Below are 24,366 nucleotides of genomic sequence, written 5' to 3'. Positions count from 1 at the left end.
GCCACCATCCCCGCCTCTCAGGAGGTGTAACTAAAATAAAAAATTAAATTGAAATTAAATAAGGAACCGGAAACTAACATTCCTTACTAAACTAACAGTTACTTTACTTCAATACGGGTGCTTTACTTCAATAGGGAGGGTTGCTGTGGCAGCCTTTTTATTATGGAACTATCGGGGCAGTTTAGTTCATTAAGGAATTCAATTTAAAGGGATTTTACCGTTTGACAAGAATAGTTAATTATTGAATTAAAAAGAGGGAGAGATTAAATGGAAAATTTTTTTCATGAAATAGGGATGGGTATTTACGTTTATACTTATCTAATATTTCCTTTATTTGCGTTGATATTAGGAATATTAGCATTTCATTTATATAAGAAAATTTGGTTAGGACCAATAATAGCTGGTTTATTAAGCTTTGGTTTTGGAGTTAGTATAGTTTCATGGACACATTTTAGTTAAGTCCTTACAATGATTTTTGAGAGGATGTGTCCGCCTTGAAACGTAAGAATACAGGTAAGAAATATAATAATGAATTCAAAAAAACTATTGTAGATCTTTATCACTCGGGTAATTCGGTCAAAGAATTAAGCGGCGAATATGGCGTATCAGAAGTTACCATTTATAAATGGATTAAAGAATTTACTCCTATCGGTTTAGGGGAAGAATCCATGACTCCAAAGGGATTAGCCGCCATTCAGAAGGAAAACCTTCGGTTAAAGCAGGAAGTTGAAATCTTAAAAAAGGCTATGGCCATATTCGCGAAAAAGTAACCGAGACAGATCTTACCGAATTTATTGAGGAACACAAGAAACAATATCCCGTACAGAAGATGTGTGAAATACTAGAAATCCCAAGAAGCAGCCATTATCAATCCCTTCAAATAGTCGTATCAAATCGCGAACAGGAAAACATAGAACTAACGAAGGAAATTCATCTTATTTACCTGGAAAGCAAAGGACGATGTGGGGCTCCAAAGATTCATGAAAGCTTATTAACCAAAGGGTTTCCCCTCAGTCTAAAGCGTGTTCAACGTTTAATGAGCAAGGCGAGAATTCGTTCTATTACCAAGAAAAAACACCGTCCCTATCCATCTAAAGAAAAGGTTATTCAATTGTATAATTTGCTAAAACGAGACTTCACTACTTAAACCATTAATGAGAAATGGGTAGCAGATATTACGTATATCCACACGTTAAAAGACGGATGGTGTTATTTAGCTTCGGTATTGGACCTTCATTCTAAGAAAATAGTAGGGTATTCATTTTCTCGTTCAATGACGACAGAACTGGTCATAAAAGCTTTCAATAACGCACACTTATCACAAAAGCCCCCGGAGGGCTTAGTTCTTCATACGGATCTTGGCTCACAATATACAAGCAGTGAGTTTACTCAACATATCCAAAACTATCATATTAAGCAATCTTTTAGTCAGAAAGGTTGCCCGTACGATAATGCCTGTATTGAATCCTTTCATGCCCTATTAAAAAAGGAAGAAGTCAACCACGTACAATATCTAGACTATCAAACAGCTAAATTAGCGATGTTCCAATTTATTGAAGGTTGGTAAAACCGAAAAAGAATTCACAGCAGCTTGGGCTATCAAACCCCACAAGCCATTGAAGATCGAATTAGGAATACAGCTTAAGATTTAACTTTTTAGTGTCTAAAATATTGACTCAAATCCAATTGGTTATTCAAGTTTTGCTCAAGGTCTATTAGAAGAGCTTACTACGCAAATGAATAATCCTGAATTGTTAATTGGATTTGGTTATATTTTTCTGATTGTTGGCATTATTCATTTCTTAATAAACAGTCTTAAAGGAAATAACTAGTTAACTTTCTGATTACTAACAAGCACATAATTAAACGAAAAGGGTGCATTACATCTATATGGGGCTGGAAACAGCTCCTTTTCTTATAGAACTAAAGGGGTAGTTGGATAAACAGGAGAAATGGACATATTTATATTTTTCGAGAATTTCGACATTATATTGACAATAATATAGTTACTCATTACACTTGAAAATGATTCTCAATATTGTACTGGAGGCACCAATGTTATGTCAAAAAGAAGAAACAGCAAACAAGTGTTATTTATATCAGCAATCGTTTTAATTTTATCAACGCTTTTACTTGGGTGTACAAATGAATCAAAAGAAAATTCAACTTCAAATAAAGACAATAAAGACATGCTTACTTTTGCTTGGCCTAGGGATATAGGTGAATTGAATCCGCATGTCTATAATCCTTCTCAATTATTCGCTCAATCGATGGTATATGAACCTTTGGTTAGCTACCAAGATGGGGGCGAGCTGAAACCGCATTTAGCAAAATCATGGGAAATTTCCAAGGATGGGAAGGAATATACGTTCAATCTACGTCAAGATGTGAAGTTTTCAGACGGTACAAGCTTTAATGCTGAAATTGTGAAAAAGAACTTTGATGCTATATTGAAAAATGTTGATTTACATAGTTGGTTGGGGTTTATTCCGAAAGTAGATCATACGGAAGTAATTGACCAAAATACGTTTAAACTAACATTAAAGGAGCCGTATTATCCTACTATTCAAGAGTTAGCTGTCGTACGTCCAGTCCGTTTCTTAGGTGATGCTGGATTCCCTAAAGATGGTGACACTTCGAAAGGTATTACAAAACCAGTCGGTACAGGTCCATGGATTTTGGAAGAATATAAAGCAGATGAATATGCTATTTTCAAACGTAATGAAAATTATTGGGGTGAACTCCCTAAAGTAAAGAAAATAAAAATCAAGATCATTCCTGATGCTGAAACCCGAGTCCTTGCTTTTGAAAAAGGTGACTTAGACCTTATTTATGGTGAAGGCGTTATCAGTCTAGATACTTTCAAACAATTAGAAAAAACAGGTAGCTATAAGACTAGTATTTCTGATCCGGTTGCGACAAGACAACTAGTTATGAATACGAAGAAAGAACAGCTATCAGATTTACGTGTTCGTCAAGCGTTACAATATGGATTTAATAAAAAAGCAATGGTTGACGGAGTTACTTCTGGGGTGGAAGAGAAGGCAGATTTTATTTTACCGACAAACTTCCCTTATGCTTCAGACATTGATGTAACACCGATTGATTATAATATTAAAAAAGCAAAAGCTTTATTAGATGAAGCAGGATGGAAGCTGCCAAAAGGAAAAAACGTTCGTGAAAAAGACGGTAAACCACTTGAAATCGAGTTAATGTACGACTCTGCAGAATCAATTCAAAAAGCAATGGCGGAAACACTACAATCTGAGTGGGCGGCACTAGGTGTTAAATTAAATATCGTTGGAGTTGAGCTTACGGTACAAATACAAAGATTTAAAGCTAATGATTTTGAATTGAATTTCTTTAGTAACTATGGCGCACCATATGATCCCCATACTTTCGTAAACATCGTTGGTTCAAAAGGATATGGATTTAACGAGGCCATTTCATCTTATCCGAACAGAGATAAGTTGTTAAAACAAATTGCAGATGTTCCTAAAACAATAGATGAAAAGGAACGTCAAGAACTTTACTCAACTATATTGGAATCATTACAAGACCAAGGAGCGATTGTACCTATTTCTTATATTAAGAAAATAGCTGTTTATCAAAAAAATATATCTAATTTTACATTCCCTGCTAACCGGGATGAACATCCATTCACAGGAATTAGCATCGAGTAGTAAGTTACAGGAGGGTTTTCATGGGCACTTATATCTTGAAACGAATTATGGCCATTATTCCCATCTTTATTTTGGCCATCCTTCTAACGTTTGGAATGATTCACCTTTCACCCGTGGACCCAGCCGAGGCATATTTATCGGCAGCACATATCCAGCCCACAGATGAGATGTTGGCTCTGAAAAGACATGAGTTTGGCTTAGATCAACCTCTCTATGTTCAATATGTAAACTCTATCATTAAGATATGCCAATTTGATTTTGGCATATCTTATGTTTCGAATAAACCTGTTTGGGACGAGGTAACCTATCGAATGCCAGCGACCATTCAGTTAGCTTTAGGTAGCATCATATTAGCGGTCCTGGTCAGTGTTCCTCTTGGTTTTTTGGCAGGCATAAAGAAAAACAGTGGTATTGACCATTTTAGTCGACTTCTCTCTTTTTTCGGGGCATCCATCCCCTCTTTTTGGCTTGGTTATTTATTGATCTTTTTCTTTTCTGTTAAACTCGACCTATTCCCCGTTGAAGGGATCGGGACTTGGAAACATTTGGTTCTCCCTTCCGTTACTTTAGCTTTGCCATTAATAGCCCTGTATACTCGATTATTACGTGCTAGCGTTCTTGAAAATTTACAGGAACCTTATATCCTTTTTACTCGCACAAGAGGGGTTCATGAAAAAGTCATTATGGGAAAACATGTATTGAGAATAGCCATATCCCCTATGATTACTGGACTAGGGATGAATTTAGGAAAGCTACTGACTGGAACCATTATCGTCGAAGCGGTCTTTTCCTGGCCCGGATTTGGTCGTTATTTTATTGAAGCTATTTTTAACCGGGATGTTCCTGTCATTCAATGCTATGTGCTTTTAGCAGCGGGACTATTCATTATTAGCAACTTGATTGTTGACCTTATTCAAATGTTTATCGACCCGCGCATCTCCAGAAAAGGAGGGCAACATCAATGATAACAAGTCTTCGCATTATGATGAGAAGTCAGAAAGTGATTGTCCTTTGTTCGATAATATTGAGCTTCCTATTTATCATCACGATCTTGGCTCCTTGGATTGCACCAAATGATCCTATTGCTGTCAATTTAGCTAATAAACTGCAGCCCTCTTCCTTTGAGTATCCATTGGGAACTGATTATTTAGGAAGATGCACGTTATCACGCATCTTATATGGAGCCCGCATTTCGTTAGGATTTGCCACATTAATCTTTATTTCATCTTTAGGATTAGGTTTGATTGTTGGAACCATTGCTGGTTATAAAGGTGGATGGGTGGACCAGGTGCTAATGAGACTTTGTGATGGTGTTATGGCATTTCCTAATCTCTTGCTCATTCTTGGACTTGTTGGTATATTGGGACCTGGCCTTAAACAAGTCATCTTAGCATTGATGCTTGTGCAATGGGTGTATTACGCGAGAATTTTTCGAGGTATGGTACTTAGTCTGAAAGAACAAAACTATATAGTGGCAGCTAAAATAAGTGGTTCTTCTCAATGGAAGATAATAAAGAAACATATTGTTCCAAATGTTCTCCCTCCACTCGCTGTTATGGGTACATTAGAAATGGGCTGGGCCATCATGGATATATCCGCCATGTCTTTTCTAGGTTTAGGTGTGCAATCCCCTACACCAGAATGGGGAGCAATGATTAATGAAGGGAAATCGTATATTCGGGCGAATCCAGAATTAATGCTATATCCAGGTTTGATGATTATGCTCGTTGTTGTCACCTTTAATTTATTAGGCGAAGCGCTATCAGAACGTTTTGGAGTCAAACGTCGTTAATAAAAAGGAATGAGAAGATTGAGAACAGAACGATCGAATGTATTAAAAGTGAGCGATCTACATGTACAGGTACGAACAAAAGATGGTGCTTCCACCATCGTTCAGGATATTAATTTTGAACTGGAAAAAGGGAAGGTACTTGGTCTTGTTGGGGAAAGTGGGAGTGGTAAAACCGTTACGAGTATGTCCATTCTGCAGCTTCTTGATCGGAAAACAACGACGATTGAAGGTAGCATTACACTCCAAGGACGAGAATTGAATGGTTTAGACGATAAAGAAATACGTGAAATTCGTGGCAAGGATATTGCTTTTATTATGCAAAATCCGATGAATTCATTTACGCCTGTTTTTACAATTGGCAATCAATTTATCGAAACGATTAGGTCTCATACCTCATTGGATAAAAAACAAGCAAAAGAGCTTGCCATCGATGCGATGCAAAATGTAAACCTGCCAGATCCCGCGAAACTATTAAAAAGCTATCCTTTTCAATTGAGTGGAGGTATGCTTCAACGCGTGATGATTGCGATGGCCGCATGTTTAAATCCTTCCGTTATTATTGCTGATGAGCCGACAACTGCACTCGACGTTCATAACCAATTACAAGTACTTCGTCACTTGGATAAAGTTCGTTCTGAATATGGAACATCCATTTTACTCATTTCTCATGATCTGGGAGTCATTTCTGAAATGGCAGATGATGTAGTCGTCATGCAACATGGCAGAATGGTAGAAACTGCAAATGTATTTGAATTATTTGATAATCCGCAGCATGAGTATACAAAGAAACTGCTAAATTCCCGCCTTATCTTAAATCATGAAGAACCTATCACCCATATGTTGTGATATATGGATTGCATTCTTTGAGGGGAGAACAAATGAGTTTATTACAAGTAAAAGCAGTAACCCATAGCTATAATTCTCATACGTTTTTTAAAAGGAAAGACCATTCAAAAAAAGTCCTCACTGACATTTCCCTTTCTATTGACGAAGGAACATGTTTAGGACTACTTGGGACGAGTGGAGCTGGAAAAAGCACATTAGGAAAAGTAATTCTTGGATTAGAACGTCCACAGCAAGGACAAGTTCTGTTTCAAGGGCATGATATTTATACTGCTGATAAGCTTATTCGACAAAAGATACGCCGAGATCTACAAGTCGTCTTTCAAGATTCGTATTCATCTGTCAATCCACGAATGACAGCCGAGCATATTATAGGCGAACCATTAGAAAACTATGAAAAACTAACCGTAGCCGAACAAAAAAGAACCGTTATTGAGTTATTGGAAAGAGTAGGCCTAAGTGAGAAGGATTTAAAAAAATACCCACACCAATTTAGCGGTGGACAATTGCAAAGAATTAATATTGCTAGAGCAATCTCTCTTAAGCCACTGCTAATCGTCTTAGACGAATCCGTAAGCAGTCTGGATATGGTTAATCAAACACTAATTTTAGAATTATTAAGTGAGTTAAAAAAAGACTTCGGCTTATCTTATCTTTTTATTACACATGATATTAAAGCGGCCTATTCAATCGCGGATACTTTGGGTGTACTGGAAAAAGGAGAATTAATCGAGCTTTACGATTCTAAAAATCAGTTTTTTTCATCAGAACATCCTGTCGTCAAACAGATGAGAGGTTCTATCCTTGCTGAGCATCCACGTTTTCGTTCTCTTCCAACGAGGATTAACAAGACTTAGTCTAGAATTTATATTTATTGATTGGAAGGCCTCGATTTCAACTTAAAAATCGAGGCTCTTGTTTATATTTTTTCTGAGGAACATATTGGAGGGAAAAGATGAATCATCGAACATACCTTGCTTTAGCCATCCCCTTAACGATTTCAACGATGACAACCCCTTTATTAGGGGCTGTGGATACAGCAGTTGTTGGTCAGCTTCCAGATCCGGCGTATATTGGAGGAGTTGCAGTAGGCAGTATTATTTTTAATACTTTATATTGGTTATTCGGTTTTTTACGAGTTAGCACGTCTGCGTTTACCGCTCAAGCTAATGGGGCAAACAATCAAGCTCAAGGAGCACTTGCTTTGTTTCGCCCTTTTTTATTAGCTGTAATTGTAGGTCTTTGTTTTATCCTCCTACAATGGCCGATTGAATATGCGGCTTTGAAACTGATCGCCCCTGATTCCGATGTTAGCAAATTTGCAGCGGAATATTTTCGAATTCGAATTTGGGGAGCTCCCTTCACTTTGATGAATTATGTAATTCTTGGTTGGTTGATGGGCATGTCGAAGATTAAAATTTCTTTATTTTTACAAGTGTTCATGAATGTTCTAAATATTGTTCTTGCCATTTTGTTTGTTCATGTCTTTTCTTTGGCCGTAAAAGGGGTGGCTATGGCAACTTTAATCGCAGAAATCACAGCTTTCTTAATTGGCTTACTCCTATTATTGAAGGCATCACCGATTCAATGGAAAATGCCAGCTGTGGGAACGCTTATAGATTCACATTCTATGAAAAAGATGTTTATCGTTAACCGGGATTTATTTATTCGAACGATTTGTTTATTAGCCGTTTTTAACTTGTTTACAGCAAAAGGTGCTTCTTTTGGTACAGAACAATTGGCTGCAAATGCTGTATTGATTCAAATTCATTATATTATGGCTTACTTCTTTGATGGGTTTGCAAATGCTTCCAGCATTTTCGTAGGTAAAGCGATTGGTTCAAATAACGAAAAATTATATAAAAAAACGCTCACCTTGTCCTGGCAATGGTCAATTCTATCCGCCTTCTTCATTGCTTGCGCCTATGGACTATTTCAAGAACAGATTATTGAACTCTTCACAAATTTACCGAGAGTAATTGAGCTTTCGAATATATATGGAGCTTGGCTAATTATTTTCCCATTTGCAGCCTGTTTCGGACTCGTCATTTACGGTGTCTTTACGGGAGCGACTGAAATTGCACCGGTTCGAAACTCTATGATTTACGCGTTGATTGCGTATATTATTGTGCAAGTCACTACGACCCCCATCTGGGACAATCATGGCTTATGGCTCGCCTTCATCGTCTTTAGTATGGGTAGATCTGGTTTTCTAGTTATGTATATCCCTAGACTGAATAAGAAAATTTTTCATGTTAAACAAGAATCGTGAATGCTCCTCTGCATTTTCTATACATAAATGAATCCTCTATTCTTAGTTTAATAATAGTAGGGGTCCTACCACATAGCCATCAAGCTAAGAAAATAAATTACCCCCCAAAATGGAAATTTTAGTTACTAGCTAAACAAAACTCAGATTTTTTCACTTTGGGGGACATAAAAATATTAACTTGATGGGCATGTGACGGTACCTCTCTAAGCAAAATCCGACATAAAAAACTTTAATTTTACTACTCTAAGCGCTTTTTATAATCGTCTATAAAAGTGACTTTTGGATTCTTTCAAAAAGCAACTGTCATACGGTTAATACTTTCATAAAAACAAGAAACATCTCTATTGTTAGAGATGTTTCTTGTTTTTATGAATTTTAACTTCAATTAATAATCGCTATTAAAATTAGAGGAAATTGGAAATATTTGTTGAATATTTACAGAGGAATTCATTTCTAACACGTTTGACAGGCGCAATTAGATGTGACTTTTTTACTTGTATTTCTCGTCCGCCATAAAAGTAAGAGATATGCCATTTATTACTCCTAAATATCCCCTTTAAATGACGAGATAAAAATACGATCAATATTAGAAAGAAGGATTTATATTTTTTACTATTACTAGTAGGCTTTACCAAATTATTTTCTGGATTTTGTACGTTTAGACACATTTTGAACACGATTTAACCCCTTTACTGTACGCTAAGAGATATTTGTTCAGAAAATCATACCATATTTATAAAGGAGGATTACCTATGAACTTTAATGAAAATTCTTCAAATTCAACAGAATGTGCACAGACACAAGCGATGAACGGTCACAGTCCTTTATTCGATCGTTTAAGTACAGATGGAAAACCTTACTGGGACTATATTACAAGATATGCCCCTGTTATTTATCAAGATATAAATACAGGGTCAGATTATGCAAATGGAGTAGTGGATTTAATTGCAAAATTTAATGCAGATGGGAACTGGAACATGGCAGACCAATGGGAAACAATAGGAGTAGTTCCTCAAATCCCATATGTATATGCTTCTGTTCAAGAAACGAAGACACATCTCTTTTTAGGATATTATTTTTATCATGCACGTGATGAAGGGTACTCTAAAGCAGAGGACCACGAAAATGACTTAGAAGGAATCATGCTGGCGGTTCGAAAAGATGGAAGTTATGGTGTTTCTGTGGCTATGGAAACAATACATCATAGTGATTTCCTACGGTATCGTTTAAAGGATCCTAATGTGCAGCCAGGATATGCTGGAATCGAAAGTACTACAGTCCGTTTCTCTGAAGTAACCCATCCGGAAATTTTTATAAGTGCTAGTGGTGATCTGATTGGCGATTACGGGCATAGTGTGAGTGCTTTTACTGGTAAAGAAGATACTGGCAATGATGGGATTGTTTATAAATTCGGAGAGCCTTCATATCCCGGACAGCCTCCTCAATTTTCACCATTGTGGCAACATACTTATAATTATGGAATCTTGCCAATAGATGAATTATGGGAGAAAAAATTCCACTATAACAATACGCCGTTTCAATCGTTTGGTGTTTTTCCAAATACAAGAGCCGGAGGCACCGGAAATGCAAACGCTCCTTGGAATTGGTCTGATGAAGATCAAGATGGAACGATAGGAAAGGGAATCTTTTTCACGGATCCAGCTTATTTGTTTGATATTGACTTTAATGGATTAGGGACATTTTCTCATGAATATGTGTACAATCCCTATTGGACACATAAAGTGACACTCAAGTCTGTCACCCCTCTGGCTTATAAAGACCCTAGCAGTAATCTACCTGATATATATATTAGTATGGATACATATCCATTGAGTAAAAAGAGATATATAAGTGAAAAAGTGTGGATGAAAGCAGATGCGGCTTTAAATGTACCACACACCGTCATTTTTGGTGGTGACCAAAAAACCGCAAATACTACTTTTTCAGAGCCTACAAATACACTTCATATCGCAGTGTCTAATATTAATCCTCGATTGTGGCTGGAAGTAAAGGATTATGATCCATCAGATGCGGATGATTATATGGGATCTATTGTAATACCTTTAGATACAGGGAATATTGCAGGAAAAGCTTATGTATCAGAAGCAATAATTGACTATGAAGTGATATCAAACCCGAGTTTTCCATTAGCGCCAGAAGGAGTCTATATTTACACGGATGCTAACTTTTCAGGGACCTCTAAGCAATTGACAAGTAGTGTTACGAACTTTAAAGATATTAATATGAATGATGCAGTGAGTTCTATTAAGATTGTTGGACCTTATGATGTCATAGGTTACTCAGATGCGAACTTTGCAGGACGTTCCACAACATTAGTAACAAATGATAATTTAGGTTCTACCTATATGGGTAATGATGCCATGTCTTCCATTCGAATTACACGAAGAACCATCTAGAATAGATTGGTTTCTGTTGCAAAGTTTTAAGCACTCATAAGAATATGGAATTAAAATACAATTATTTAGAATAAACGCTAGATACTATACAAAAGAATGTTTGACATATTCAATATTTTGCGATGTTTTTAAAGTTTGCAACAGAATCCGTTCCTTTTTCCGTATTTGTTAGATCGGACTGCCATATTCATAGACTCAACGCATCATGGTTGTCGGATGAACCGAAATTCTACGATCTTTCAGAATTTCAGAAACATCAAAATAGCTTAAAGGGTTGCAGCCAACGTACTAATATAAAATTCACGCTAAAGATTATTTGTATCGTAACAATATTGAACGTTTATGTTACAAATATCACCGAAAAATAACGTTTAGTAAAAAATGTATCCCTATGATCCAGTTTTATACGTATTATGCCCATCAAGCTAACAAAGTAAATTACTAAATACGAAATGATCCTTTTTTCAAAACTAGCAAGTGATGGGAAAATAGGCATACCAAATCAGGCTCTTCAGTTATGTGTAATTATCATGGGGATAGGCACCATTAGAATATATTCCACATAAGCTAAGTAGCGTAAGCGCTATGTTTTTTCACTGATGTATAAAGTTTCGCTAATTGGGTCTAAAAATTTAAACTGTTTGGATTTGAACAACCATAAAAAATAGTTTTGTTTTAATAACAATTTAAAACTAGATAGAGAGGTTGATGTATTCTGACTAGCCAGTGGTTACAAAAACAAAAGAATGGTTTGAAAAGAATTTCAAAAATATTTACCAAAAAGACACTATTATGTTTAGTTTTATCCGTAGGGATTTCATTGGGAGGAACACCATTAATAAGCAATTCAAGTGCATATGCAGATTCAAATTCGTGGGATTTTCAATACACAGGTAACGTTCAAAGTTTTACTGTTCCTTACACTGGAACATACAAGCTCGATACTTGGGGTGCACAAGGCGGAAATGATACCTTGAACTTATCCTTCACCTACCATCAAGGCGGTCTAGGTGGTTACGCAGAAGGAGAAGTCAGTTTAACCAAAGGCGAAACCATCAGTGTCGTCGTCGGAGGACAAGGTGCAAATACTCCAAGTATCACAAATGGCGGCTATAACGGTGGTGGTGGAAACGATCGTTCCGGATCTGCTGGCGGTGGTGCTACCCATATCGCCACGGCGGATGGATTGCTTGCAAGTCTAAGTAATGACAAATCTGCCGTTTTAATAGTAGCCGGCGGCGGTGGCGGTGTAGATTACGGTGGAAAGTTTGATATGGAGGATGGCGGTTATGCTGGCGGTTATACTGGCGGACCTTCGTATGGCAACAATAAAACGGCTACTCAAACAAATGGATACAGCTTCGGACGAGGGGAATCTGTTCCCTTTATTGATTCAGGTGCTGGTGGTGGCGGTTGGTATGGAGGCTATCATGGTGAAAGCAAAAACCTATATAGTTATGGTGGCGGCGGATCGAGTTATATTGGTGGGGTTTCCGATGGTAAGACCATTGCAGGAAACCAATCCATGCCTTCTCCATCTGGCGAGACGAAAACAGGTAAAACAGGGAATGGATATGCAAGAATCACCTTTATCAAACTTGATGACACAACTTCACCTGTTACAACCGATAACGCACCAAAAGATTGGGTGAATAAAGATGTTACCGTTGACTTAACTGCAACTGATAATGATGGCGGATCTGGTATTGCTTCCACTTATTATCAACTAGATAATGGTTCCACACATAGTGGAAATGAAATCAAGATTTCTGCTGAAGGAGTCCACACTCTAACCTATTGGAGCGTAGACAACGCCGGAAATGAAGAGACACAACATACCACTACTGTGAAAATTGACAAGACGGTACCTGTTACAACTGATAACGCACCAAAAGATTGGGTGAATAAAGATGTTACCGTTGACTTAACTGCAACTGATAATGATGGCGGATCTGGTATTGCTTCCACTTATTATCAACTAGATAATGGTTCCACACATAGTGGAAATGAAATCAAGATTTCTGCTGAAGGAGTTCACACTCTAACCTATTGGAGCGTAGACAACGCTGGAAATACCGAACAATTTAATACAAAAACAATTAAACTAGATAAGACAGCTCCTGTGCTAAACATCAGTTTAGACAAAACAACAATATGGCCGCCTAATCATAAAATGGTTCCGATTACAGCTACAATTAATGCTTCTGATGATACATCAGGAATCAATTTAGTAGTGTTAACATCCATTACCAGCAATGAAACACTTCAATCTGATGATATTCAGAATGCAAATTATAATAAACCTATTAGTGGGTCCACTGACTCCTTTGAACTTCGTGCAGATAGACTGGGAAGGGGAAATGGACGTATATACACTGTGACATACACTGCTAAGGACAACACAGGGAATGTTACAACCCATACAGCTACTGTAACAGTTCCTCATGATCAATCAAAATAAACTAAGTAGATCATTACGAGATAAAAACTCCATAAAAAAGCAGTAAAATAAATATCCGATTCCTTAAGGTACAGGGAATCGGTTAATTTGTGTCCAAAATGGGGTACAGCCGCATGCCCATCAACTTAAGTTAAAACAATACCTTCTAAAATAAAAAAACGCTATGCTTATCGTAAATAGTTTGCGAGAAAGGATGGTGTTTTTTTATGAATCCTATCACCTTCAGTGAACTGACACTTTTTGCACAAGAATTACAACGTTTTCTATCCCCAATGGTTAAGTTCATATTCTTCAATAAGAGCCTTTCGTGTTTTTCCGTTTTGATAGAGTTGAATCATCTGTTTTTTAAATTCGGAAGTGAATGTACGGCGATCTCTTTTCGTCATTTTGAGTGCCCCTTATCTGTAATAAGTTAAGTGTAGCTGTCCTAAAATATCTGTCCAGATAAGTGTAGACGATTCAAGCTACAAGAATCCGTTCGACAGGTATTGTCCAATCCTGCTTATCGGGAAAATGCTAAGAAGTTGAGCAATAGCTTTAAAAAAGCAGGTGGAGCAAAAGAAGCTCTAACGGCTATAAATGAGTACTTAAAAAAGGTAAGTTCGGGTATATTCTAAGGCATATAAGGGGTACATTCAGAAACGGCCTTTCCCTGATTGAATATTGAGAAAAGGCCACAGCTTAAAATACTCTTTTTTTATTGTCTACTTGACAGGGGTATGTGCAGGCGGCACCTCTTTTTTCTTAATAAAAATGATGAATTGGAAATAACTACATGACAACTCAAAAACTAAATGAGTTGTTCAGTTTGTAGACAAAGGGGTTCGGAATGTTTTAATTCCGGACCCCTTTTGAATTCCCTTTGAATTTTGCTCAAGATTAAGAGATTGGGCCTCTACGAGCCCACTTTATTAAGCCATTATTGGACCTTGCCATGAAATTGGCTATCTTCTTTACATTCATGGCAGCGAAAGTAAGCATCGCCTGCATCGACAATTTTTTAAGTCCCCTTAAAGTAGTCCAACGCATATCATGCTTTTCTTTTGCATCTTCGAATACACTCTCTATTGTTTATTTACGTTTTCGCAATATAGGTTTTACATCCTTGTGATGACGCAGATGACCTGATTCTTCTGTATAATTACTCCTGATGTGGCGTATCACTACTTTTTGATGGTCTTTGCTTACTGTACACTGTTCATGATATGGTAAAGGAAGGAGATGCCTCATTATGGGGGTTACCCGTAAGGTTAATCAGGCCACTAAAAGAAGAGCAAACCCTGTAATAGGTTTACCCTCAGTTATTAATTGAAATTAAATTTATAAGATACTAACATTGAAACTTGTTTTTTAAATGTTAACTCACGAAACTTAACTTTTTTGTTTCGGTATTCAGTTCCATAGAGTGAGCACAGGAACTAAACCAATAGGCTTGAAATAATATTTCTTCAGTGTTTATTGATTGCCTATATTCTGTATTATGTACATTAATGATTTGAATGAGTTTTTATGCTCTCCCCATCTTTTTTCGCCTAAATCAGTTCAAGGCTGAGTTTAACCCCCTCTTGTTTTATGTTGAATTAACTATGTTTATATTAATATACAGTTTACTAATTTTTTTATACCAGATATTTGTTTAGTCTATATCTCTTTATAATTTTGATTGATGTTGATTTAGTTCTCTGCCTTTGCTTTTGGTTTGGGTGAGTACTCAGAGCTGTAAATAGCAATTAAAATTAAAATGGCTCCTAACCATTCTATTCCTTGTACAAATTCCCTAAGGACAATAAAAGCAAATATAGTGGCAAATATAGGTTCGCTTAATTCTAAGAACTGAACTTTATTAGCTTCTAAATAGTTAAGGGCTCTCGTTGTACAGTAAAAGCCTCCTATAGTAGGAAAGATTGCTAATGCTACTAAGGATGGAACTGAACTTACTTCTGGTGCAACTATTCCTTCTCTATAGAAAGGAATAAACAAATAAAATACCCCAAATAACATGAAATACCAAATTAATGATAAACCGCCATTTAAAGAGAATTTTTTTGTTAACACTAAAAATAAACCATAACCAACACCTGCAACACCAGCAAGAATTGCTCCCGTTGAAAGACCTCCAGTAGCCCCCTGTGCAAATGCCATTATTATTAAGCCTATTATCAATAAGAATAATCCTACATACTTTAACTTGTTCTTTTTTTCCTTTAATAATAAAGAACTAAACACAAAAGTTGTTAAAACAGATGAACCTAGTAGAAGAAACACGACAAAAGGTACAACAGCATAGTTATAAGCAGTGGTTTCGAAAAAATATAAAACAAATATTCCTAAAAAGGAGCAAAGAGCAATAGCCTTAATATTTTTCGTTAATAGAATGATATTTTTTCTGAAATCAGAATTGAAAACAGTAAAAATGGAAAGGACACCAAAAGCAATAAAACATTTATAAAATGAGACAGCTGCTGGCGTTAAATCACTTGAAAATAAACCTTTGCTAAGTATTCCTACGGTACCATTTAAAATTGCTGCTCCTAAGGCTAAAAATATGCCTAGAGTGTATGTGTTTTTCATGCGCTTTTCCTTGATGCTTTTATAATAGGTAGTTTGTTATTCTTGATTAAATCGAAAATTAATGGTGGATTAGAGTTAGAAGAAATAAAAACCCCTCCCATTTTTTTATTTAGTTCTCTATACATTTTATCCTTCATCATAATTTTATGTGCTTTGGCAATATTCCAATAAGGAATACTAGCTTGAAGATGATGAGTCAAATGGTAATTTTCTGCATGAATACTTAGAAAGAAAGCTTCAATCCAATGACTATATCTATTACGGGTCATTTTAATACTCTTTTTATTATCTAATACTAATGGATAGTGCTCTGCTATTTCAATAAACCAGCCAATAACCATAAAAGACGTGAAATACGGAATAATCCAATAAAGAAGGAGATATTTTAAAGAGTCAAAGTATGCTAGTACACCAATAATTGTAATCCACATTACTGCCATAGCAGTAAATTGATTAGGATATTGTTTTAATTGTAACATTCTGTATTTAAAAACGTAATAAGCGTAGCTCAGAATGTTTAATAAAAATAAGGGTCTTAATACATATTTAATGAGAAAATGATTGCTATTTCGTAACTTATACAACCCTGCATCTATATGGTATTGATAATCAGGATCTTTATTTGGATCTCCTAAATGGGTGTGATGTCCTTTAACATGGGAATCTTTATATATATTAAATTCTTGTCCAATCAGATAGCCTGAAAAGTACGTTCCTAATATGTAATTCAGCTTTCGGCTTTTAGACAAACATAGATGTGAAGCATCATGAAGTATTGTTGCTAAAGCTCTTTGTCTAGATCCAATTATAAATACAGATAGTAAATAAAACCATATACTGTATTCTCCTAAAAATATAGATAATCCAATTATAAAGTAGTCATACAAGATTCCGATTATTCCTCTGTAGTTATTTGACTTATACAATGGTCTTAATTTTTCTCTCACTTCACTAGAAAAATTGTGGTATTCATAGCTTGCCAATATATAGCCTCCCCTAATAATTTTTCACAGATCCACTTAAAGCGTTGTTAAGCGCGCTCTCATACATTCTCTCTAGCAAGAACGTATCTTTAATTTACAATAGGAACTACATGAACATACAGAAAAAGACAGAAAAACATATTTTTTCATATATTTTATTAAATTTACAAATATAGATAAATTTTCATACGCTGTATAATCTCATATTTAATATGAATATGTGCAATAGAAGAGGTGGTGTTTGTTAAACGGGTGTCATCATCGGTGCTAAAATACCCAATATCAACGGTTTAAAGTTCCCCAAAAATAACAGATAATCATCTCATCACTTAATAGAGTTGGAGTGTTTGAGACGATGCTGAAGACTGGGGAATTTTTTATGATTAGAGAATTACATCAAAAAGGATGGACAAAAACAGCTATTGCCGAGGAAACGGGGTTTGATCGAAAAACAGTCAGTAAATACATAAAGGAAGATCAAGTACCTCAATCAACTATGCGAAAGGTTAGGGAGAGTAAATTAGGAGCATTTAAGCCTTATGTTCTTCAAAGAATTCAAGAAGGAACGACAAATTGTATGGTCCTTTTTGAAGAAATTCAGGCTATGGGTTATGAGGGGAAAACAACGATTCTTCGAGAGTTTGTTAAACCCTATCGGGTTCAGCCGAAAAAACAAGCTACAGTAAGATTTGAAACTCCACCGGGAAAGCAAGCTCAGATGGATTGGGCGGAAGTAGGAATGTATGAGGTGAATGGTAAGCTTCAAAAAGTGTATGCATTCATCATGATTTTAAGTTATTCCAGAATGAAATATGTGGAGTTTACAACGGATATGAAATTAGAAACACTGATGAAATGCCATATGAATGCCTTTGCCTACTTTAATGGGCTGCCGGAACAGATCCTCTACGACAATATGAAAACAGTCGTCACGAAGCATAGCCCGGTAGAGATTCGTTTTAATCGAACTTTTGAGGATTTTCTAGCCTATTATGGAATTGTTCCAAAAGCGTGTAAACCTCATCGTCCTCAAACCAAAGGAAAAGTGGAAAGAACGGTTCTGTATCTAAAGAATAATTTCTTCCAAAGAAAGCATGAACCAACATTGTACGCTTTAAATCATGATATCCGTAATTGGCTGGATCACACAGCCAATCAAAAGAAGAATCAAACGACTAATGAACCACGAGCAAAGGTTTCTTCAAGCTTGGGGAACTAAGTCACTATTTCCGACTAGTCATTGGGAGATACGTGAAGTAAGCCGGGATTGTTTTATCTCTTATTTAGGTAAAAAGTATTCTGTTCCTTTTCGATATGCAGGTCAAAAAGTAAAAGTGAAAGTCACATTGGATCATCAAATTGAAATCTATGACGAACAAGAATGCATTGCTCAACATCCTATTTTAACGGGGAAAACGAATGTTCATATTAAACTAGAACATTATGAAGGATTGCACAAAATAGATAAAGAGCAGGAACATAAGAATCCCTCTGGTTTGGCGGCCAAAGATTCTGTACATGCCCCTGCTCCTATTGTCGAAACACGTTCTCTAGCTTCTTATGCAGCTCTGGAAGAAGGTGATTCAGTATGAAAAACCAACTCGAAGAGCAGCTAGAGAATCTTGGTTGGCAGGAAACTGCCAATCAATTAGATGATCTTCTAGAGAACGCTTCTAAAAATAATGTATCATATTTTGATTTTTTACACACGCTTGTTTTGAAAGAATCTGAAGCTAGACAGTCGAATCTCTTATCCAAGAGAATGAAGAGTGCTAAGCTTCCTTACACGAAGACTATCTATGATTTTGACTATACGTTTCAACCTAGTGTAAGTGAGCAGCGTGTAAAGGAAACCTTAACTTGTCGGTACATTGCAAACGGTGAAAATAGGATTCTATTAGGTCCGCCGGGTGTAGGAAAAACTCATTTGGCCATATCCTTCGCTATAGAGGCTCTCACTCAAGGATATACGGCCTTATTTTTAACAGCAGATGAAGTGGTATCAGAATGCCGAAAGGCAGAATCTAAAGGGACGATCAACCGATTAGTTAACAAATGGAGCCGCCCCCGTTTACTGATCGTCGATGAGCTAGGGTATTTTCCTTTTGATGAACTTACCGCCAATATATTTTTTCAAGTAGTATCCAAAAGATATGAAAATGGAGCGATGATTCTAACATCTAATAAATCATTTATTGAATGGGGAAAAGTATTTGGTGATGATGTGTTAGCCACAGCGATTCTAGATCGTCTCCTTCATCACTCCGTCACTTTTAATATAAAAGGGGAATCTTATCGTCTCAAAGAAAAGAAAAAAGCAGGAATAATCCCTGCCAGTTTGACTGAGTAACCGATAGAAATGGGGATTTTTACTCCGATGAAAATGGGGAAAAGTAAACCGATATTGACAAACGGGTGCTTTACTTCAATAAGGAGGGATGCTGAGGTATGGCACTAAAGGGTTTTACTGGGAACATATAAAAGTATATTAAATAAAAGAGGTTGATTTGAATGACTAAGATTTTATTAACTTTTAATGGATTTTTTACAGATTTAATTAAGTAACAATTTTTGCCAACTAATTGATAGAGATTTAGTAAGCTAAAAGCAACAATTATTACTACAGCTTCTCATAAAAAAACAAAATAATAGATTCGCAATGAAAGCAAAAGAAGACCTTTTAGGGTATGGATTTAAGAAGGTTGATTTTAATGATATAGAATTCGACAAACCAGAACTACTTGAGAAATATAATGTAATCTATTTCAACAGAGGGAATCCGTTTTATTTGCAGTATAATATGAAAAAAAGTGGAGCTGACTTATGACATAATATTAAAGGACATAGCAAAACAAAACACTGTCATTGTAGGGGTAAGTGCTGGAGAAGCTTTAGTAAACAACCATACTAAAAAATCTAGTTTTAACATCAAATGATATAGAAAGTTCATACAAAAGTTGTTGACTCTTCGGAAGAAAAAGAATCCTAAAGGATATATAGGATTCTTTTTACAGGTCTAATATATTAAATGTATATTCATCCTATGGCTATACCAAAAAATTATCCTATCGTTTTAATTACTCTACAGGGATTGCCCACCGCAATAACATTAGCTGGAATATCTTTTGTCACAACACTTCCTGAACCAATAATACTATTTTCACCAATAGAAACCCCCATATTGATTACTGTATTTCCTCCAACCCAAACGTTGTTAGCAATATTAACAGGTGCAGCTATCTCGAAACCTTCTTTTCTAGCTTGTGGATCAGTTGCATGATTTACAGCATAAATTTGAACTCTCGGTCCAAGCCAAACATTGTTACCAATCGTTATTTTACCACAATCTAAAATAATACAATCGAAGTTTGCAAAAAAATTGTCTCCAACCTCAATATTATAACCAAACTCACAACGGAAATTAGGCTCAATAACCGTATTAAAACCTCGTTTTCCTAACAATTCATCTAATAGGACATTGCGCTTATTCCAATCAGCATCTGTAGTTAAATTATATAGCCGTGTTAGCCGTTTTGCATGCTCCCTTGACTTCACTAATTCATCATCGAAGCCACAATAAGTTTTTCCTAATTGCATTTTTTCTTTTACATTCACAAACAAACACCTCTTCAAATTAGAATAAATTTTATTGATTTTTAGCCTAGCAATCCTTATTTTCCTTTATTCTCATGAAATACATTAAAGTGCTGAAAAAGCCACATTAGAAAATATATGATATTTTTACTATTAATGTCAACTATGTATTTTAAAAGGTCTAAATTTTAATAATCTATTTAGATTATTAACTATCTTAATTATGTGATGAAACTTTAATTGATAATTCAAAGGGATATTCAATAAAATTTCCCTACTTATTTAGCTTCTTTTAATATGATTTTGTCCCCATTCACACATACAATCCAGTACATTATTCAATGATTTCCCATAGTCACTTAATGAATATTCCACTTTTGGTGGAATTTGATTATAAACAGTGCGATTAATAATTCCATCAGCCTCCAATTCCCTTAATTGTTGTGTTAGCATTTTTTGCGTAATATCAGGCATTGCACGTTTAAGTTCGCTGGTTCTCTTCTTTCCATTCATTAAAATACATAATATGACTACCTTCCATTTCCCACCCACTATTTCAAGAGTTGCTTCAATGGGAAAATTATACTTTTCCATAAATTACCTCCTTATAGGTACTTAAAAGTACCTAAAACACTTTTAAGTACCTACTTTTAATTTAATTTTATATCATACATACTAACAAATGTGGAAAAAAATGATTTTAAGGTAAAGGGAGTTTTTTTATGAAGAATCTGGTAATTGTTGCGCACCCAAATATTGAAGAATCACGTATTAATAAACGTTGGTTAGAAGAACTAAAAAAATACCCTGAATATTTTACAGTACATGAACTGTATAAACAATATCCAGATTGGAATTTTGACATTGAACATGAACAAAAGTTGCTAGTAAATCATGATCGTTATATTTTCCAATTTCCCTTCTATTGGTATAGTTCTCCGCCATTATTAAAAAAATGGTTTGATGATGTTTTAACATATGGATTTGCCTACGGATCAAAGGGAGATAAACTTCATGGAAAAGAATTTAGTTTAGCCATCTCTGCAGGTGTATTAGAACATGAATATCAAGCTGGTGAGGCTAATGAGTATACAATGAGTGAGTTAACAAAACCTTTTCAAGCATCCTGTCTTTATACTGGTATGAAATTCTTACCTACATTTGCTCTATATGGTGCCGAGCATAATGTAACAGATGAGGAAATAGAAGAAAGCGCAAAAAAATATGTAAAACACCACATAAAAAGATTAGAAGAATTGTCAAAATAACTAATTTTCCATCTATACAAATGGAATCTGTTAACTAACGGTTTAAATAACTTTTGAAACATACCATAATGATTTGGCGAGGTGAGAATTTGCAAATTTCACAACAAGCTTTAATACCAAATACGAGTAAACAATATGACACTCCATTAATTACAGGGGTGAGAAACTATATAGATGGTAATTATCTACAGATGCATACCCCTGGTCATATAAAAGGAAAAGGCCTGGATGATGAATTTAAAACATTTTTAGGACAAAACACATTAGATTTCGATTTAGTAGGAATCCCCCCTCTAGATTATTTGCGTCACCCAACTGGTATTATTCATGAAGCACAGAAGTTGGCTGCAGAAGCTTTTGGAGCAGATTATACTCTTTTCAGTGTTCAAGGTACTAGTAGTGCTAATGTGGTCATGATTATGAGTATTTGTAATCCTGGGGATAAAATTATTGTACCTAGAAATGTTCATGCTTCTATTGTCAGTGGACTCATTCTATCTGGAGCAATACCCATTTTTATTTCTCCTGAAATTGATTCTATATATGGAATTTGTCATGGAATTAGTCTAGAAAACATTAAAAAAGCTTTGGAAGAACATCCAGATACTAAAGGAGTTTGTATAATCAATCCTACTTATTATGGGGTTGTAACAGACTTGCAAGCAATCATAAAATATGTTCATTCAAAAGGAATTCCTGTAATTGTAGATGAAGCTCAAGGATCACATGTACATTTTCATAAAGAATTACCTATATCGGCCATGGAAGCTGGAGCAGATATAGCTTCTTCAAGTATGCATAAAATGGGCGGTTCTTTTACTCAAACCAGTATTATTAATGTTCGTGAGGGATTAATAAATTTAGATAGAGTAAAAGAGAACTTTTCTTTAATTACCACTACAAGTGCATCTTATATATTGATGGCTTCCATAGACGCTGCTCGTAAACAACTAGCAATAAATGGCGAACAACTATTAGATCGTGCCATAACGCTTTCTCGTACTGCAAGAAATGCTATCAATCAAATATACGGCTTATCTTGCTTAAAACCAGAAGATTTAAGTGGAGCAAGCTCAAGTTTTGCTTTAGATGAAACCAAACTGTGCATAAATGTTACTAAATGGGGCGTAACAGGAAGAGAAGTTGAAAATTTTCTGAGAAACGACTATAGAATTGAAGTTGAGCTTTCAGATGTGAATAATATACTTTTTATTATTACAATTGGTCATGATGAATTTGACATTGAACAATTGATACAAGCATTAAGTTCATTAGCCAGTCGATTTAAGGACGGATCGATACTAGTTGATCTTGAACGAATTGCAAAGAGTAAAGGTGCTATAAGAGCATTGACACTACCTATATTAGCCATGACTCCTAGGGAAGCATACTTTTCAAAAGTCAAATATGTAGACTTAAATGAAACCATTGGGAGAGTAGCTGCTGAGTCAGTACTAGTCACACCACCAGGTATACCTGTTCTTTTACCAGGAGAAGTTATTACAAAAGATATTACAGACTACTTAAATTACTGCATTGACTTAGGACTTTCTGTACAAAGTAGCAATGGTTTACATGCTATTAAAGTAATTGATGATAAATAAACTATATTTATTCGAAAAATAGGAGAGATTTATTATGACGTTTCAAAAACAATTTGACACAATTGTGGAAAATCACATCAACTCACTTACAAAAGATTACTTATTAGTACTTCAAGAGAGGTTTAAAAATGAAGGATTAGCAATGATGAATGATATGTTGCCTCAACCTTTAATTGCAGCTATGTCTGCTGAAGCAAAATATCTTCTTTCAGAAAATGCAAAACGTCGTGATATTACTATTAAAGCCACAGGTAATACACCTCGTAACTTCAATGTAGTAAGTCAGGATAGTATTGCTGAAAATGGGAAATTGATCCCATCGTTCTTTAAATCTGAAGTGATTTTAAATTTCTTAACATTTTTGAACAACGATGAACCGGTTCATCGTATCCCATATAAGCCAGAAGAATTTATCATTAATAATCAGCAAAAAACAGGTGATACACACGGATGGCATTGGGATGATTATACATTCGCTTTAATTTGGGTTATTGAAGCTCCTAATGAAGGTGAAGGTGCTCTAGTTGAGTATGTACCTGACACTGTTTGGGATAAAGAAAACCCAGAATCTGGACTGAAGGAAGTTTTAGAAAATCGTGAAATTAAAAGTCTCTATGTCCCTCAAGACCACTGTTACTTTATGAAAGCTGGTACTACATTGCATAGGGTAACACCATTAAAGAATGATTCTCGTCGTACGGTTGTAGTTTTCAGTTACGCCTCCCAAGAAGATCTAGCTAAAAATATTTCTCATGAAACTATGGGAGAAATTTATGAAAACAGCAAGGATTTAGTTGGAGTTTAAGTTTTAAATAAGCTGGACATCTTTAGAGCCGGAGAGCAGAATTTTATTCCCTCCGGCCTTCTAGTAGCCTCTG

Annotated in this window: 19 protein-coding genes and 3 pseudogenes; 16 read left to right on the top strand and 6 right to left on the bottom strand. The window is 35.6% G+C overall.

Going from position 1 to position 24,366, the window contains the following annotated elements; all coding sequences use genetic code 11:
* Window positions 1–267 precede the first annotated feature (267 nt).
* The 10 genes and pseudogenes from UP17_RS25580 (at window position 268) to UP17_RS25530 (ending at window position 13,468) form a co-directional block, all read left to right on the top strand.
* Entirely contained in the window at window positions 268–459 is a 192-nt protein-coding gene (locus UP17_RS25580; RefSeq protein WP_061466426.1) for a hypothetical protein, read from the top strand.
* A 35-nt stretch (window positions 460–494) separates the two neighbouring features.
* Window positions 495–1,645: pseudogene (locus UP17_RS28135) on the top strand (IS3 family transposase).
* A 415-nt stretch (window positions 1,646–2,060) separates the two neighbouring features.
* Window positions 2,061–3,683, top strand: coding sequence for a nickel ABC transporter substrate-binding protein (nikA, locus tag UP17_RS25565; RefSeq protein ID WP_061466424.1), 1,623 nt, complete (start codon window positions 2,061–2,063; stop codon window positions 3,681–3,683).
* Window positions 3,684–3,703: 20 nt separating this feature from the next.
* Window positions 3,704–4,648: a nickel ABC transporter permease subunit NikB gene (gene nikB, locus UP17_RS25560; protein WP_061466423.1), complete on the top strand. Its 945-nt coding sequence runs from the start codon at window positions 3,704–3,706 to the stop codon at window positions 4,646–4,648.
* Entirely contained in the window at window positions 4,645–5,475 is an 831-nt protein-coding gene (gene nikC / locus UP17_RS25555) for a nickel ABC transporter permease subunit NikC (protein ID WP_061466422.1), read from the top strand. The genes nikB and nikC overlap by 4 nt, the downstream gene beginning before the upstream one ends.
* A gap of 18 nt (window positions 5,476–5,493) precedes the next feature.
* Window positions 5,494–6,321, top strand: coding sequence for a nickel import ATP-binding protein NikD (gene nikD, locus UP17_RS25550; RefSeq protein ID WP_061466421.1), 828 nt, complete (start codon window positions 5,494–5,496; stop codon window positions 6,319–6,321).
* Window positions 6,322–6,353: 32 nt separating this feature from the next.
* Window positions 6,354–7,175 carry a nickel import ATP-binding protein NikE gene (nikE, locus tag UP17_RS25545; protein ID WP_061466420.1) on the top strand — a complete coding sequence of 274 codons (822 nt, stop codon included), beginning with the start codon at window positions 6,354–6,356 and terminating at the stop codon, window positions 7,173–7,175.
* A 98-nt stretch (window positions 7,176–7,273) separates the two neighbouring features.
* A complete protein-coding gene (locus UP17_RS25540) occupies window positions 7,274–8,590 on the top strand; it encodes an MATE family efflux transporter (protein WP_061466419.1) in 1,317 nt (438 codons plus the stop codon).
* Between the two features lie 752 nt (window positions 8,591–9,342).
* On the top strand, window positions 9,343–11,007 hold the full coding sequence (locus tag UP17_RS25535) for a beta/gamma crystallin-related protein (RefSeq protein ID WP_061466418.1): 1,665 nt from the start codon (window positions 9,343–9,345) through the stop codon (window positions 11,005–11,007).
* Window positions 11,008–11,827: 820 nt separating this feature from the next.
* Window positions 11,828–13,468 (top strand): glycine rich domain-containing protein, encoded by a 1,641-nt coding sequence (locus tag UP17_RS25530; protein ID WP_061466417.1) that lies wholly within the window; start codon window positions 11,828–11,830, stop codon window positions 13,466–13,468.
* Window positions 13,469–13,731: 263 nt separating this feature from the next.
* Here UP17_RS25530 and UP17_RS28130 read toward each other — a convergent pair whose 3' ends face one another.
* The 4 genes and pseudogenes from UP17_RS28130 to gntB all read right to left on the bottom strand — a co-directional run bounded on the left by UP17_RS28130 (window position 13,732) and on the right by gntB (window position 17,022).
* Window positions 13,732–13,854 carry a transposase gene (locus UP17_RS28130; RefSeq protein ID WP_155727558.1) on the bottom strand — a complete coding sequence of 41 codons (123 nt, stop codon included), beginning with the start codon at window positions 13,852–13,854 and terminating at the stop codon, window positions 13,732–13,734.
* Between the two features lie 493 nt (window positions 13,855–14,347).
* Window positions 14,348–14,677 (bottom strand): annotated as a pseudogene (locus UP17_RS27210) (transposase); the annotation flags it as partial.
* Between the two features lie 465 nt (window positions 14,678–15,142).
* The gene (locus UP17_RS25520) at window positions 15,143–16,039 is read right to left on the bottom strand and encodes a DMT family transporter (protein WP_061466416.1); all 897 of its coding nucleotides are present in this window, start codon (window positions 16,037–16,039) and stop codon (window positions 15,143–15,145) included.
* Window positions 16,036–17,022 carry a guanitoxin biosynthesis L-arginine gamma (S) hydroxylase gene (gene gntB, locus UP17_RS25515; protein WP_061466415.1) on the bottom strand — a complete coding sequence of 329 codons (987 nt, stop codon included), beginning with the start codon at window positions 17,020–17,022 and terminating at the stop codon, window positions 16,036–16,038. Before gntB ends, UP17_RS25520 begins: the two co-directional genes overlap by 4 nt.
* A 355-nt stretch (window positions 17,023–17,377) precedes the next feature.
* Here gntB and istA point away from each other — a divergent pair.
* From istA to UP17_RS28125, 3 genes and pseudogenes are all read left to right on the top strand, one after another.
* Window positions 17,378–18,614 (top strand): annotated as a pseudogene (istA, locus tag UP17_RS25510) (IS21 family transposase).
* On the top strand, window positions 18,611–19,372 hold the full coding sequence (gene istB / locus UP17_RS25505; RefSeq protein ID WP_061466414.1) for an IS21-like element helper ATPase IstB: 762 nt from the start codon (window positions 18,611–18,613) through the stop codon (window positions 19,370–19,372). Before istA ends, istB begins: the two are co-directional and overlap by 4 nt.
* Before the next feature lie 309 nt (window positions 19,373–19,681).
* Complete coding sequence (locus tag UP17_RS28125) at window positions 19,682–19,849, top strand: hypothetical protein (protein WP_155727196.1); 168 nt, start codon at window positions 19,682–19,684, stop codon at window positions 19,847–19,849.
* Window positions 19,850–20,082: 233 nt separating this feature from the next.
* Here the strand turns inward: UP17_RS28125 and UP17_RS25500 are convergent, their stop codons facing one another.
* A complete protein-coding gene (locus UP17_RS25500; RefSeq protein WP_284149593.1) occupies window positions 20,083–20,637 on the bottom strand; it encodes a sugar O-acetyltransferase in 555 nt (184 codons plus the stop codon).
* A gap of 261 nt (window positions 20,638–20,898) precedes the next feature.
* Complete coding sequence (locus UP17_RS25495; protein WP_061466413.1) at window positions 20,899–21,210, bottom strand: winged helix-turn-helix transcriptional regulator; 312 nt, start codon at window positions 21,208–21,210, stop codon at window positions 20,899–20,901.
* Between the two features lie 128 nt (window positions 21,211–21,338).
* On the opposite strand from UP17_RS25495, the gene UP17_RS25490 reads away from it, so the two are divergent.
* The 3 genes from UP17_RS25490 (at window position 21,339) to UP17_RS25480 (ending at window position 24,293) form a co-directional block, all read left to right on the top strand.
* A complete protein-coding gene (locus UP17_RS25490) occupies window positions 21,339–21,884 on the top strand; it encodes an NAD(P)H-dependent oxidoreductase (RefSeq protein ID WP_061466412.1) in 546 nt (181 codons plus the stop codon).
* A gap of 89 nt (window positions 21,885–21,973) precedes the next feature.
* Window positions 21,974–23,488 carry an aminotransferase class I/II-fold pyridoxal phosphate-dependent enzyme gene (locus UP17_RS25485; RefSeq protein ID WP_250211874.1) on the top strand — a complete coding sequence of 505 codons (1,515 nt, stop codon included), beginning with the start codon at window positions 21,974–21,976 and terminating at the stop codon, window positions 23,486–23,488.
* Window positions 23,489–23,522: 34 nt separating this feature from the next.
* Window positions 23,523–24,293: a HalD/BesD family halogenase gene (locus UP17_RS25480; protein ID WP_061466411.1), complete on the top strand. Its 771-nt coding sequence runs from the start codon at window positions 23,523–23,525 to the stop codon at window positions 24,291–24,293.
* Window positions 24,294–24,366 lie beyond the last annotated feature (73 nt).

The organism is Peribacillus simplex (assembly GCF_001578185.1).
Taxonomy (GTDB): domain Bacteria; phylum Bacillota; class Bacilli; order Bacillales; family DSM-1321; genus Peribacillus; species Peribacillus simplex_A.
Note: the sequence above shows the minus strand (reverse complement) of the source record. Positions and strands in the feature narration are given on the sequence as shown.